Source organism: Nocardia sp. JCM 38205 (assembly GCF_058222935.1).
In genome coordinates this window covers 288,424-301,076 of the sequence record NZ_JBYHFL010000003.1, presented here as the reverse complement: position 1 = coordinate 301,076, position 12,653 = coordinate 288,424, and the positions used below count along the sequence as shown (strand labels likewise).

The 12,653-nt window shown below is 67.1% G+C and carries 14 protein-coding genes; 7 read left to right on the top strand and 7 right to left on the bottom strand.

Going from position 1 to position 12,653, the window contains the following annotated elements:
- Window positions 1-254 precede the first annotated feature (254 nt).
- A complete protein-coding gene (locus tag AC4HOU_RS13130) occupies window positions 255-1,136 on the top strand; it encodes a helix-turn-helix domain-containing protein (RefSeq protein ID WP_490724535.1) in 882 nt (293 codons plus the stop codon).
- On the top strand, window positions 1,133-1,339 hold the full coding sequence (locus tag AC4HOU_RS13125) for a DUF397 domain-containing protein (RefSeq protein ID WP_195020533.1): 207 nt from the start codon (window positions 1,133-1,135) through the stop codon (window positions 1,337-1,339). The genes AC4HOU_RS13130 and AC4HOU_RS13125 overlap by 4 nt, the downstream gene beginning before the upstream one ends.
- 155 nt (window positions 1,340-1,494) lie before the next feature.
- Here the strand turns inward: AC4HOU_RS13125 and AC4HOU_RS13120 are convergent, their stop codons facing one another.
- Both AC4HOU_RS13120 and AC4HOU_RS13115 read right to left on the bottom strand, forming a co-directional pair.
- The gene (locus AC4HOU_RS13120) at window positions 1,495-1,896 is read right to left on the bottom strand and encodes a hypothetical protein (protein WP_195020532.1); all 402 of its coding nucleotides are present in this window, start codon (window positions 1,894-1,896) and stop codon (window positions 1,495-1,497) included.
- Window positions 1,897-1,904: 8 nt separating this feature from the next.
- The gene (locus AC4HOU_RS13115; protein WP_195020531.1) at window positions 1,905-2,471 is read right to left on the bottom strand and encodes a DUF3558 domain-containing protein; all 567 of its coding nucleotides are present in this window, start codon (window positions 2,469-2,471) and stop codon (window positions 1,905-1,907) included.
- A gap of 396 nt (window positions 2,472-2,867) precedes the next feature.
- Between AC4HOU_RS13115 and AC4HOU_RS13110 the strand changes: the two genes are divergently transcribed.
- The 5 genes from AC4HOU_RS13110 to AC4HOU_RS13090 all read left to right on the top strand — a co-directional run bounded on the left by AC4HOU_RS13110 (window position 2,868) and on the right by AC4HOU_RS13090 (window position 7,848).
- Window positions 2,868-4,208: a hypothetical protein gene (locus AC4HOU_RS13110; protein WP_490724534.1), complete on the top strand. Its 1,341-nt coding sequence runs from the start codon at window positions 2,868-2,870 to the stop codon at window positions 4,206-4,208.
- A gap of 178 nt (window positions 4,209-4,386) precedes the next feature.
- Complete coding sequence (locus AC4HOU_RS13105; protein ID WP_195020529.1) at window positions 4,387-5,169, top strand: ESX secretion-associated protein EspG; 783 nt, start codon at window positions 4,387-4,389, stop codon at window positions 5,167-5,169.
- Between the two features lie 121 nt (window positions 5,170-5,290).
- Entirely contained in the window at window positions 5,291-5,734 is a 444-nt protein-coding gene (locus AC4HOU_RS13100) for a DUF4254 domain-containing protein (RefSeq protein WP_194992325.1), read from the top strand.
- Window positions 5,735-6,727: 993 nt separating this feature from the next.
- On the top strand, window positions 6,728-6,895 hold the full coding sequence (locus AC4HOU_RS13095; protein ID WP_195020951.1) for a hypothetical protein: 168 nt from the start codon (window positions 6,728-6,730) through the stop codon (window positions 6,893-6,895).
- Between the two features lie 119 nt (window positions 6,896-7,014).
- Window positions 7,015-7,848, top strand: a complete 834-nt coding sequence (locus AC4HOU_RS13090) for a helix-turn-helix domain-containing protein (protein ID WP_195020528.1) — start codon at window positions 7,015-7,017, stop codon at window positions 7,846-7,848.
- 3 nt (window positions 7,849-7,851) lie between these two features.
- On the opposite strand, the gene AC4HOU_RS13085 is transcribed toward AC4HOU_RS13090, so the two are convergent.
- The 5 genes from AC4HOU_RS13085 to AC4HOU_RS13065 all read right to left on the bottom strand — a co-directional run bounded on the left by AC4HOU_RS13085 (window position 7,852) and on the right by AC4HOU_RS13065 (window position 12,625).
- Window positions 7,852-9,045 (bottom strand): MFS transporter, encoded by a 1,194-nt coding sequence (locus tag AC4HOU_RS13085; RefSeq protein ID WP_195020527.1) that lies wholly within the window; start codon window positions 9,043-9,045, stop codon window positions 7,852-7,854.
- Window positions 9,046-9,357: 312 nt separating this feature from the next.
- Window positions 9,358-9,783: a DUF4189 domain-containing protein gene (locus AC4HOU_RS13080; RefSeq protein ID WP_194992322.1), complete on the bottom strand. Its 426-nt coding sequence runs from the start codon at window positions 9,781-9,783 to the stop codon at window positions 9,358-9,360.
- A 159-nt stretch (window positions 9,784-9,942) separates the two neighbouring features.
- Entirely contained in the window at window positions 9,943-10,395 is a 453-nt protein-coding gene (locus AC4HOU_RS13075; RefSeq protein WP_195006922.1) for a hypothetical protein, read from the bottom strand.
- Window positions 10,392-11,666 (bottom strand): DUF58 domain-containing protein, encoded by a 1,275-nt coding sequence (locus AC4HOU_RS13070; protein ID WP_163813600.1) that lies wholly within the window; start codon window positions 11,664-11,666, stop codon window positions 10,392-10,394. Before AC4HOU_RS13070 ends, AC4HOU_RS13075 begins: the two co-directional genes overlap by 4 nt.
- Window positions 11,663-12,625 (bottom strand): AAA family ATPase, encoded by a 963-nt coding sequence (locus tag AC4HOU_RS13065; protein WP_036532548.1) that lies wholly within the window; start codon window positions 12,623-12,625, stop codon window positions 11,663-11,665. The genes AC4HOU_RS13070 and AC4HOU_RS13065 overlap by 4 nt, the downstream gene beginning before the upstream one ends.
- Between the last annotated feature and the right edge of the window lie 28 nt (window positions 12,626-12,653).

The window sequence follows — 12,653 nt, the reverse complement described above, 5'->3', positions numbered from 1 at the left end:
TGAATATTGCAGGTTCGAAATCCAATTCTTCTGCGGCATAACGCATTACATGTCGGCACAGCGTGTTATCTTGGGTTCGGGGTTCTTCAGGGCGGTGTCTGGTGTGCAACAGCGAACCATCTGCTGTGGGCGCGGTGTGGTGGCGAAGGGCCGGGCGGCCCGGATGAGGTAAAAGCCCAGCATGGCTTCCGCGGCAGTGCCATTGCTCTACCCGTTTGCGGGTCGAACGGCCCGCCCTCGATGGGGAGGAAACCATGCAGGACACCGGATCCACCGTGCCGCGCCGCCAGCTCGGCCGCTATCTGATGGATTGGCGCACCCGCGCCGGACTCAGCCAGCCGCAGGCAGCGGGCCTACTCGGCATCGGTTCCACCAGCCTGTACCGGCTCGAACACGGACAGAACGACAGAGTCAACATCGGCCACGTCGAAGCCGCCTGCGAGCTGTACGGGGTGCCCGACCACCTCGTCGCCGCCTACGTCGGGCTGGCGCGGCAGGCGAGCGAGAAGAGCTGGTGGCATGAGTTCGGGGATCTGATCCCCGAGACGTTCGACGTGTACATGGGGTTGGAAGCGGCGGCGCAGAAGTTCATTTCGTATCACGTGGAGTTGGTGCCGGGGATTGTGCAGACGGCGGATTACACACGGGCGTTGGTCCGGGAAGCGCTTCCTGGCGAGACTCCCGCCGAACACGAACGTCGCGTCCAGCTACGGCAATACCGGCAGATGATCGTCACGCGGAAGCGTCAGCCGGCGGATGTCGACATCGTCCTACATGAACCGGTCCTGCGGCGCACGATCGGTGACAGAAAGACAATGGCCGCCCAGCTCAAACGACTCGCAGACCTGAGCACGCGGCCGAACGTCTCCATTCGAGTCATGCCCAACGAGGCGGGCATCCCGGGTGGACGTGCGGTTGGTCAGTTCACGATCCTAGAGTTCGGTACCAACCGCGCGGGCCTTCCCATCGAGCCGCCTGTGGTCTACGTGCCGGGGCTGGTTGGCGACATGTATTTCGAGAAACCAAAGGATGTGCACCGGTACCATCAGGCGTACAAGGCATTCCAGGATTCTGCGCTGGATGACGTGGATAGCAGGGGCTTGCTCCGCCAGGTAGCTAAGGAGTTTCTACAGTGAACAAAGATTTATCTGACGCCCGGTGGTTCAAAAGCAGCCGCAGCGACGCCGTCAAGGACTGCGTGGAAGTCGCGTTCCTGGATGCAGGTCTGGTGGGCGTCCGCGACTCCAAGAACCCGAGCGGAGGCGCGCTCGTCTTCCGCTCGAGCGCGTGGGACGCATTCACCGCCGGAATCGCGAGCGGCAAGTTCGGACGTCGGTAGCAAGCGGCAAGTTCGGCCGTCATCAAAGCATCGAGCCCTGGGCAGGCAGCCTGTCCAGGGCTCATGCTTGCTTCCATTCCCGCCCGCGTCGAGATCTCCAGGTTCAGATCACCACCCCCGTCCTGGCATCAGACCACGACAGCGGGCAACGCGGTCTACCCCTGCGGAATATCCTGACCAGTCTTCGTAACCTGCTGCCCGGTGCCATCATCGGTCTCGATCAGGTTCGCAATCGACTTGGCGACGACCTGCTGAATCAGTTTGACCGTCTCGATGTGCTCCTTCAGCACAGCGTCGAGTGATTGGTTCGTGCCGGTTGCCTTCAACGAAAACTTCTCGCGCAAAGCATCACCTGAGGGAAAGCTGCCGAAGCCTTCGAGATCGGTAACTCGCTGAATTTTGTCGTAGATGAGGTCCAGCTTGTCCAGGTAGTTTCGGCACACAAGGTCGAGACCTGCGCCGACATCCTTGTCCAAGGTCAGCTCACCGGCATTTGCCTGGTCCAGCAACTGGCGCCATTGGTTCGGGTCTACACCACCGAGGTCTAGGACGCTCACCATTCCCCCTAGTTCTCGGGCAGGTATTCGCCCAGGTCAGCAGCGTGTCGGTTCGCGACCAGACACATGTCCTCTTTCGCGCCCACCGAGGCACGCGCCCCTGCCGCGAACATCACGATGCCCTGCGGAATCTCGACCGCGATATTGCACCTCAAGTCGTGCGCGGACCCCGACTTGCGGAACTGGATGGCGCGATGCGATCCGACTGTGATGTCAGTGAACTCGGTGAAATCATCGCGAGCCTTTACCTCATCGAGAGTCGGTGTCCCGGAAGAGACGGTCAGCCAGTACCAACCTGCATCCGCTTTCCAGGTGCAGATCTTCCAGCCGCCTTCGGTGAAGTCGACATCTGCGATGCCTGACTCCTTGGAACTGGGGTCCATTCCGGTGCCGGACACTGCCGATTCCGGCAGCGCACACGGATCCCACAGCGCCCCCTCGTCGGATTTCGCGCTCGTACTGGCCGCCGCGCTCCCGGTTCCCGAGGTCTGCCCGCTGTCCGGGCTGGTCGCCACGCTCTCCACCGCCGTTGGCGAACCCTCGGTCGACCCGGAGCACCCGGCAACCCCGAGCATCGCTGCCGCGAGCAGGACCGCTCCGCGTACGCGCCCGGCGCAACGGAACCCGCTGTTGTCCACGGACACGTAGCCCCCTTCAGTACCCATAAAGGCCGCCGCGAGCCGACACCGACCGGCTCGGCCCACCCGACACATTTCCCCAGCACGCTACCGCCCACCCCGACCCCCAACAACCCCGGGAGCTTCACGCCGATGTGGAGGTCGCACACCGTATAGCGAGCTCGCACTGGCTAGAACCTATGCGAACTCGCGGTAGCCTGTGCGACCTCGCCATACGGTGGCGGACGCCGCGCGCCAGGGCCGGGCGGCGATTACTGAGGCTCTGGCCAATGGTGCCGGAGCGGCCTCGATTGGTAGCGTGGATCGACCAGAGCACGATCAGGGCGGGGTGGGATGAGCGACGACTACGAGGAGTACCGGCGCAAAGTCATCGATGCGCAGCGGCAGTGGAATCAGGATCGGTCGGCGATCTATATCGGGACAGCGCTCGTCGCCTCGACATTCGATGGGCAGTACGAGGATCCGCGGATCAAAGGGCCCGATAACTACGACACGATGACGCTGGCCGAGATGGTGCAGAAGGTCAACGAGATGAAGCCGGAGCTGGTCGAGGCCGCGGGGGCGGCCTGGTGGCAGATCGGCAAGGACATCAAAGACGCTGCGGCGGCGTTCAACACCGAATTTCAGAAGACGGTGGGCGGCGAAGGCAAGGCCCCGGCGTGGGGTGGCGTTTCCGGAGCGAAGGCCGTCGAGGCGGTCAATACCTATGCGACCCGCACAGAACCGCTCAGCACCGCTGCCCATCTCGTCGGTAACAAGCTGCACGAGCTGGTGACCGGCCTGCACCAGACCAAAGCGCTGATGCCCACCGCCGAACCGCCGAAAGACCTGGACGGCAAGGTTCTTCCGCCCGACGGGATCATGAAGGAAGGCGATTACACCGCCGAAGAAGCCGAGGACGAGGGGCGGCGGATTCTGCGCACCGTCTACGGGCAGGTCGCGCATCAGACCGACCATGGTGTTCCGGTGCTGCCCGCCGCGCCGAAGGTCGTCGACGACGGGCCGGATCAGCCGTACGTTCCGCCTGGTGAGGGCGGCGGCGAGAACGGCGGCGGGGGCGGCGACAACGGTGGCGGCACGGGTGAGAACGGTGGGGGTACCGGTGAGAACGGTGGCGGCACGGGCGAAACCGGCGGTGGCGAGGACACCGGTGGCGAGACCAGCACCGAACCGGAAGACACCGGCACCACCGCCGCGAGCACCGAAGCCCAGAGCACTCCACAAACCACCAGCACACCGACCGACACCGGACGGCCGACGACGACGGGAACCGGCACGCCGACCGGCACCGGCTACCTGCCCGGCGGCTCCGGAGGTTCGGGGTCGGGTTCCGGATTCCCCGGGCGCGGCGGCGGTTCGGGCGGCGGTGGATCGGCTGGCGGCAGCGGCCAGCCGGGGGCGGGACGCAGCTTGCCCGGCGGTGGGCAGCCCCAGTCGGGCGCGGCGCCCGCGCCGGCCGCGGCCGGGCGTGGTGGTGCGGCCGGAGCCGGCCGGATGGGTATGGGTGGTATGCCGATGGGCGGCATGGGCGGCGCGCGGGGCGGCGGCCAGGACGAGGAGAAGTCGGGTACCTCGGGGATCAAGGATTATCTGATCACCCAGGAACACGGCGAGGAACTCACCGGGCTGGATTCGATACCCAAGACCGTGCCGCCGGTGATCGGCGAGGGGTGAACCGCATGAACGAGCCGACCATCCACATTCTCGCCGGCCCCCACCTGGCATCGGGAATCGAATCGTGCCGCCCGAGCGCGGCCTCGGGCCGGATCCCGACCGCTACATCCTGGCGGCCGTGCAGAGGCATCCGGAACCGGCGGATTCCGAGTGCACCGCGTGCCGTCGAGGTGCGGGCATGAGCGAATGGCGTTTCACCGGCCTGCAATTCCAGATCCTGTGGTCCGCTTACGGTTCCGATCGCCTCCCCTATCCGCTGCGCTACCGGCCGGTCGCCGACAGCTTCGAAGACCTGCGGATGCAGCGTGAGGCGGCGGTGGCACAGCTGCTGGACGGGTTCTACTCCGTCGAGCTCATGCGGGTGCTCGAGGTGCTGCGTGAACCCGAGGCGCGGGTGGAGATCAAAGGCTTCGGGGAGCAGGGATCGGGGACGACCTACCGATTCCACGGGGCCGTGAACGGGTACGCGGGCGCGGCGCTGGTGCAGTTGGCGGGGACGGCCGAGGACATCGGAGGTGACGTCGTCGTCACCGCCTGTGCGGCCGATCAGTTGCCCGCGCAAGCCCTTGCGGCACTGCCGAAAGCGCAGGCCGGCACCGCGCCGCCGCTCGAGGTGCGGCGCGAAGAACTCGCCGCCGACCGCTCGCGGTACGTGCGCGGCCACGGCGAGGCGAGCCTCACCCAGCAGCTGGACCGGGTCTTCAAACGCACCCGGCGCTCGTTCGGCGAGATCATGGTCTTCCCCGGCCCCGCCGTCGACGCACGCCCCTCCTTCGGCCGCAGTTTCTGGTGGATGGATTACGACGACGGCCGCTACTACGTGAAAACCGGCGACCCGATCGTCGCGAAACCGGCGAGCCCGGCGGCGCTCGGCAACGAAATCGGCAGATTGATCTCGATCACCCAGCGGTTCTATCGGGAAGACCGCGACCACGACGAATACCTGCGGACCCGCAGGTAGCGGGTCCGCAGGTCCGGAACGGATAACACACACCCGCCGACACGGAAGGCACCCTGGGAGCGGGCACAAACCTCGACGGACGGCCTCCCCCCATAGCAGCGCACGGTGTTTCGTAGACGCGATGCCGAATCACCCACTACCCGAAAAACATCGCCTCCTGCACGCCTGCCGCACCGAGATGTACACCGATCATCCGATGCTGCGGCTGGCCTATCAGCTCACCACGTTGCACGAACGTCGGCTGTGCAGTGCGCGCGAGAGCATCGACGACCGCAAGGCGATCGACGACCTCGATGCCGAGCGCCTACGCCACATCCGCGCGATCGACACCTGGGTCAACAGCCAGATCCCGCCGACTCCCGGTTCCGCGCACCTGCACACCGAAACCCTCGGCACCATCGTCGACCGCCTGGCCCGATACACCGCCCAGGCCTATGCGGCGCTCGCCGACGGCTCCGGCGAACTCGGCGACGCATGGGAGCGACTGGCCGAACTCGCGGTGGGTTACGACGATCTCGCATCCGAGGTCGCGGCCGGGCGGCGCCGACTCCCCGGGCCCCTGTAGCGCATCAGCTCCGGGCGTCCCCGCTCGTCCAAGGCGGCTTCCGATAGTAGGAATTTGACGCCGTCGACGATATTGCGGCGCCACTCACCATCAGCCCTCGACCACAAGCCAGCTCGCAGCAGCACCTTATCTCGCGATGAAATCCACGGCGGTTTCGACATTACCCGGCTGCATTCCGGTATCCGTCAATACCTTGAAGTCGCACCTGCTCCGAAGCCGATACCAACGCCCCTGGTCGATCCGAACACTGGAGTGGAGTAGATAGTCCGGCGGGATTTCAGGATGGTTATCCGAGTATCCGGCAATTCCGCCTATCGTGGTTCGACAGCTCATCGATCCGTACACGACCTTCTGAGCGGCGGGCTTGAGCTTCAAGGACCAAGCGAAAGTCCCTGTACTGTAGTCCACCTGGCCGGTGAATCTCGCCACATTATTGTCATGGTCATCGTGCGGCTTGCTTCTGGAAAATTCCATGTCTACGGGATTTGGAGCCGCCTCGGCGGATACTGGCACCGCAGCCAGCAGTATAGCGGCGACTATTGAAGCTAGAGAAACCTTATTCATTTCATCCCCCCGGCAATAAGGTACTGCTAATTAATCCACGTTATTCGAACAGCACGCAAACTGTGCGAATCCTGCTGAGCATTCTCGTACTCGACTTCGACTGCATCCTCGAGGTTGATATCGTCGAAATTTCTACCCCACAAGGAATCCACGCCGAACCAGATTTGATCACCAGCTGTGGATAGGACTATGCCCGTTGCGCGCTTTCGGTTCCAGCGCCATATCTTCCCCCTGGTGGTGTGCACCCCCTCCTCCTGCATGCTGTGCAGCGTATCGGAGTGGGAGGGGACAAGCAACGTCGCCTTCGATCTACAGCTAATCCGATGCGCCGCAGCGCAATCCGGCTCGGCATGCCTGACTGCGCGGCGCAGTAGCGCGAATAATCTGCGGTCAGAGACCCGCCCAGTTGCAGGGACCACGGCGTTGCCAGTGGCATACGGCCGGTACCCGATCGGCGGTCAGCTCGCCGCGGCGCTCGCCGACGGCTCCGGCGAACTCGGCGACGCATGGGAGCGACTGGCCGAACTCGCGGTGGGTTACGACGATCTCGCCTCCGAGGTCGCGGCCGGGCGGCGCCGGCTCCCCGGGCCTCCGTGAAACGCGCCGGGCAATCCGGGCCACCATCGGACTCCGGCCTGCCGTTCTCGCACCGAACGCCACCGAGCCGATCTTGGTACCGTGATCAGGCAGGAGTCGATCACCGAGGGAAGTACACGATGGCGCTGGTGGAAGCGGGCCGGAGTGGCCTCGACGAAGTGCTGGCCGGGTTGCAGTGGCGGTTCGTGCGCCGCGACGTGTTCGAGCGCGGGGCCGGCGAGTGGGAGTTCCTGTCCGGTCGAGCGAACGCGATCCTGGTGCTCGACGGGCTGATCCGGGTCGAAGGACTCGGCGAGTCCGAGGATCTGACACCCGGCGACTTCCTGTTCGTACCGCATGAGGATCGCTTCGCGCTGCACGCGCTCTCCGAAACCACCGTGCTGCGCCTCCAGCTCGCCCCGGCGCGCACCGGCGCGGCCATGGCCGCGCTGCCGCAGCGGGTGCTGCTCACCGAGTTCGCCAGGCACACGCCGCTGGCGGCGACGATGATGCGGCACCTCATCGAGGAATGCGCGGAACCGGAAGGGGTGCAGGGCGATCGGGTGGCCACCTTGATCGCATCGATGGCGATCGAATCCTGGCACCAGCGCGGGTGCGCGCCGAAACGGTGGCTGTTGCGGGTGAACGAGCCGGGGGTGGCGCGGGCGGTGGCCGCCATGCACGCAGACCCCGGCAAGGACTGGACGGTCGAAGCGCTCGCACGGGTGGCGCTGGCCTCGCGGTCGGGGTTCGCCGCGCGGTTCCAGGCGGCCACCGGGCTCACGCCGGGCCGCTATCTGACGCAGCTGCGGGTCGAACGAGCGCAGCGGTTCCTGACCGAACAGGACGCCTCGGTCGGGGCGGTGGCCCGGCGCCTTGGATACCGGTCCGAGACGGCGTTCGGGCGGGCGTTCCGCAGGCATACCGGCCGCACGCCGTCGGAATGGCGGCGCGCGGCCGGTACCTCGACGTAGCGGTCAGCCGGCGGCCCGGCTCAGCGACAGGCGCAGCGTGATCGCGCCGAACACGGCAGCGGCGGCGGCCACGCCGTAGGTCGCGGCCAGGCCGATGCCGTCCACCCCACGTCCACCGACGGCCGAACCGAGAATGATCGCGAGCTGGAATCCGCCCACCAGCAGCCCGCTTCCGGCTTCCACCCGATCCGGCAGCACCCGCGACACCCACACCTGCACGACATTGAGGATGCCGCCGAACGCACCACCCCAGATCACCACCGCGACATAGGCGAGCGGGGCGAGGGCGGCGGAACCGATGATCGCGAGCAGTGAGCCGCCGATGGCCACCGGCACCGCCACCAGCAGCATGCTCAGCCGGCGGTCGGCGAGTGAACCGAGCACGAAATTACCGACCAGGCCACCGATGCCGAACAGCGCCAACAACACCGGGATCGCCGTCGGCCCCGCGCCGAGCAGCTCGTCGAGCGCCGGACGGATGTAGGTGTAGCCGGCGAAATGTCCGCCGATCACGGCGACGACGCTGATCAGGCCCAGCGCCGCACCCGGTGCGCGCAGGGCGCCACCCATGGCCGACCAGCCGACACCCTGCGTCGGCGCGATCGGTGGCAGCACCACCTGCACCGCGACGGCCGCCACCAACGTCAGCGCCGCGGCGACCACGAACACGACCCGCCATCCGGCGAACGTGCTCAACAGCACTCCGAGCGGGACCCCGGCCACCGTGGCCACGGTGGTGCCCGCGTTCACGATCATCATCGCCTTGCCGAGCCGCTCGGCCGGCACCAGTTGGGTGGCGATCACCAGCGCCATCGACCAGTAGCCGCCCACCGCCACACCCAGCATCAGCCGCGCGATCAGCAGCAGGACGATGTTCGGGGCAAGTGCCACAACCAGGTTCGATACCGCGGCACCGACGGTCAGCACCATGAGCAGGGTGCGCCGATCGGCCCGCGGGAACAGCGAACTCAGCCCGAGCGCCGCCAGCAGCGCGGTCAACGCCGTCGCGCTCACCGACAGCCCGACCACGCCTTCCTGGACACGGAGATCCTCCGCGAGCGCGGTCAGCACTCCCGGCGGCAGGAACTCCGAGGTCACCAGGGTGAAGCTGCCGAGGAACATGGTGAGCAGAGCCGGCCACGCTCGCCGCGCGAAAGCCGGCGCCGAGGGTGCGGCGGTGAGAGTCGTCGTTGTCATGCCAGAGGCAACGCCCGCCGCACCCCACCCCACGCGACCGAAACGCCAAGTCACTCGCCCCAAACGCCAAGTGTCCCGTGGAGTAGCCCAGGCCGAGAGCGCCAGCGCAACCTCACGCGCCCGGCTCGACCCGCCGGACAGTGCCCACCGTGCCGATTCCCTTGTCGAACGAGGCGACCGGCGAACCCGGATCGGACTCGGCCAGGGCCACCAGGTAGGCATCGGCGAACGAGAGCCGGCCGCCGGCGATGTCACAACGTCCGACGCGGCGAGCCGGGCCCCGAAGAGCCCGGGCCCGCTCGGTTGCCTCGATCAGCGCGCGTTGGCGGTGCAGACGACGTCGACGACCTTGGCGCCGCTCAGGTCGGCCGAGCCGACATTGGCCAGCAGTGCGGTCGGGTGGTGCTCGGCGAGCTTGCGGAACGCGGCGCGCTCGGCCTCGTCCCGGTTCGCGCCGGCCGCCGCGGCCACGCCTTCGTTGTTCTCCACCAGCACGCCACAGCCGTTGGCCCAGGAGATCATCACCTGGCAGTCGGCCTGACCACAGTTGGCGAGCGCCGCGTTGCGCGCAGCCTCATCGCTGGGCTCATCGACGCTGACTCCGTACAGCACGGTCTGGCCGCTGAACGCGATCGCCGCGAACTGCCCCTCCGCACTCGCCGAGCCGGCACCGAACACCGACCCGGCCGCCAGGCCGAACGCCACCATGGCAAAGCCGACCTTGTTCTTCACACTCATCGAAAGATCTTTCCGCTGGAAAAAGCTCCGGAACCGGAGTCGCCGTATCTTTACAGGCGGCCGAAAGCTGGGCAATTTCTGCCCGATTCGCCGACCGATGTCCGCCTCAGCAGGGCCGGATCGTCGGTGCCGACGGTGTGCCGCCCGCGCGATCTCGGGTCACGGGGCGGGTTGTGGCCGGCGATCGTTGTTCGAGCGGCGGGCGATGCTGTGGACGAGCAGGCCGAACAGCACGATCACGAGGACGGGGGCGGCCACGGGGACCCACGCCAGGTGAAGGGGTAGCAGGGCAGCGGCCGCGGCGATGACGGTGAACGCTACGGCGCCGGTGACGGAGGGGATGGTGGTCGGGACCACGCCTACCGGGGCGGTGACGGTTGCGGTATTGAGCAGGTAGGCGGTGGCCACCAAACCTGTTGCGGCGGCAGCCAATACACCAGTGTCAGACCAGGCCAGCACACCGACGGCGAGCAGTACGGCAGCTACCGCGGCGGGGCGGAACCACCAGCCCGCGGCGACAAGAGCGATGGCGGGCAGGCCCGCCCACGGGATCATCAGGGTGATCGAGCCGATGAGCAGCACACCGGAAAGGACGGCGAGGAAACGGATCATCGGCGCACCCGGACGGTTCGGCGGTGTTGCGGCAGCAGGCGCATGATCTGATCCAAACGAGTGTCTTCGGGCCAGGACACGATGTCGACGCCGACGGTGCCCATATCGCGGTACATGGTGGCGCGTTCGAGCTGCCACATGCGGGCCAGCGTCGGGTCGAGACCTTCGGCGAACGGGGTGCCGCGCAGGACGTCGACCACCACCACGACGTGGCCGCGTTTGCGCAGGTCGATCAAGGCGAGCGCGAACTGGGTATCGAGCAGGGTGGAGAACGCGATGACGATCGCGCCCAGCGGCACGGCGGCGTGCGGGGCCAGGGTGCCGGTGGTGGGGATGTGCTCGTCGCCGACATCGAGGACGGTGTCGACGATGCGGTAGAACTGGCGGCGGCCGATATCGGGGCGCAGCCAGCGCGGATCCTGTCCGAGGCAGACCACGGCGGTGCGATCGCCCGCCTGCAACGTCGACTGCACCACCTGCGCCGCACCGCGCACCGACAACTCCAGCGAATCGGTGGCCGGGCCGGGCGCCTGCAAGGAGGTGTCGATCAGCACGACGACGTCGGCGGAACGGTTGGTGAGCCGCTCGGTGACGTACAGCCGGCCGCGGCGCGCGCTGACCGGCCAGTTCACGATCCGCAGCTGATCGCCCGGCGCGTACGCGCGGATATCGGCGTACTCCACACCCGGCCCGTGTTTGCGGGTCAGGTGCACACCGAGCCGTTCGGGAAGTTCGGTGCGCGGCAACCGCATTCGCTGTGGATCGGTGATCGGGTACACGAACAGCTGCCCGGCGGGCCGCCGCACCGTGGCCACCGCGAGACCGGCCGGGCTCAACGCCGATACCCGCACGTTCACCGGATAGCGGCCCCATCGCGTGGCCGACAACGCCAGCCGCAGGCCGGCCGGCGCCGCACCGGAATCACTGGCCTCCTCGATCACCGTCTCCAGCCCCTTGGTCGGCTCGGGGGTGCAGCGCAGCAGCGCATGACCTTCCTCGACGAACGCCGCGACCGTCAGCACCACTTCCTCGGTCTCGAAGCAGCGCTGGGTCGGGCCGCCGTCGATCTGGATGCGGGTGCGCGACTGCTGCCACGGCGCCGTGGCCAGCACCCCGAGCAGCGGCGCCGCGAACACCACCAGCTGCCAGCTGTTCACCGCGATCGCCAGGACCAGCGCGACGGCCGCGCATCCGGCCAGCATGTACACCAATGGTGCCGGGCGCCACTCTAATTCGGCCTCGAGCGCGGTGCTCGAGTCGCGATGCCTCATGGCGTGGCGGCGCGCGGGACGGGCAGTCGACGCAGCAGTTCGGAAATCACGTCCTCACCCCGGATCCGGCGCACCCACATCTCCGGGCGCAGCGTGATCCGGTGCGCCATGGCCGGAATCGCCAGCGCCTTCACATCCTCGGGGATGACGTAATCGCGGCCGAGCAGCAGCGCCCGCGCCCGTGACATCTGCACCAGATCCAACTCCGCACGCGGGCTCGCACCCACCTCCACCTGCGGATGGCCGCGGGTCGCCGCGGCGAGCGCGACGACATAGCCGACGACGTCCGGGTGCACGGTGACGAACTCGACCGAATGCCGCATCTCCATCAGGCCGTTCGCGTCCACCACCTGGCCCACCTGCGGGACCGTCGCGCCGCGTTCGAGCCTGCGCCGGATCATCTGGGTTTCATCGCGCTCGGACAGATAGCCCAGCCGCAACTGGATGGCGAACCGGTCCAGCTGCGCCTCCGGCAGCGGATAGGTGCCTTCGTACTCGATCGGGTTGTCGGTCGCCAGCACGATGAAAGGCTGTGGCAGCGGGAAGGTTTCACCGTCGATGCTGACCTGGCCCTCGGCCATCGCCTCCAGCAGCGCCGCCTGGGTCTTCGGCGGGGTCCGGTTGATCTCGTCGGCCAGCAGCATGTTGGTGAACACCGGGCCGCGACGGAAGGTGAACCGGCCGGTCGACATGTCGTAGATGGTCGACCCGAGCAGATCCGCTGGCAGCAGATCCGGGGTGAACTGCACCCTGGCGAAATCCAGGCCCAGCGCGGCGGCGAACGATCTGGCGATGAGCGTTTTGCCGAGGCCGGGCAGGTCCTCGATCAGCACATGCCCGCCGGAGAGCACCGCGATCAAGATGAGCTGCAACTCGTCTCGTTTGCCGACCACGACCCGGGACAGCTCCCGTAACACGGCCTCACTGCGTTGGACGGTCACGTCCAAAGGCATCGTCATTTGTCTACTCGCACTTGCTCAACCCGTT

What these genes read in the sequence shown, in the direction of transcription:
- AC4HOU_RS13075 (WP_195006922.1), bottom strand. Translation starts at nt 10,395, where the DNA reads ATGATCCGTTTCCTCGCCGTCCTTTCCGGTGTGCTGCTCATCGGCTCG.
- AC4HOU_RS13070 (WP_163813600.1), bottom strand. Translation starts at nt 11,666, where the DNA reads ATGAGGCATCGCGACTCGAGCACCGCGCTCGAGGCCGAATTAGAGTGG.
- AC4HOU_RS13100 (WP_194992325.1), top strand. Translation starts at nt 5,291, where the DNA reads ATGCCGAATCACCCACTACCCGAAAAACATCGCCTCCTGCACGCCTGC.
- AC4HOU_RS13110 (WP_490724534.1), top strand. Translation starts at nt 2,868, where the DNA reads ATGAGCGACGACTACGAGGAGTACCGGCGCAAAGTCATCGATGCGCAG.
- AC4HOU_RS13105 (WP_195020529.1), top strand. Translation starts at nt 4,387, where the DNA reads ATGAGCGAATGGCGTTTCACCGGCCTGCAATTCCAGATCCTGTGGTCC.
- AC4HOU_RS13130 (WP_490724535.1), top strand. Translation starts at nt 255, where the DNA reads ATGCAGGACACCGGATCCACCGTGCCGCGCCGCCAGCTCGGCCGCTAT.
- AC4HOU_RS13065 (WP_036532548.1), bottom strand. Translation starts at nt 12,625, where the DNA reads ATGACGATGCCTTTGGACGTGACCGTCCAACGCAGTGAGGCCGTGTTA.
- AC4HOU_RS13090 (WP_195020528.1), top strand. Translation starts at nt 7,015, where the DNA reads ATGGCGCTGGTGGAAGCGGGCCGGAGTGGCCTCGACGAAGTGCTGGCC.
- AC4HOU_RS13085 (WP_195020527.1), bottom strand. Translation starts at nt 9,045, where the DNA reads ATGACAACGACGACTCTCACCGCCGCACCCTCGGCGCCGGCTTTCGCG.
- AC4HOU_RS13080 (WP_194992322.1), bottom strand. Translation starts at nt 9,783, where the DNA reads ATGAGTGTGAAGAACAAGGTCGGCTTTGCCATGGTGGCGTTCGGCCTG.
- AC4HOU_RS13115 (WP_195020531.1), bottom strand. Translation starts at nt 2,471, where the DNA reads ATGCTCGGGGTTGCCGGGTGCTCCGGGTCGACCGAGGGTTCGCCAACG.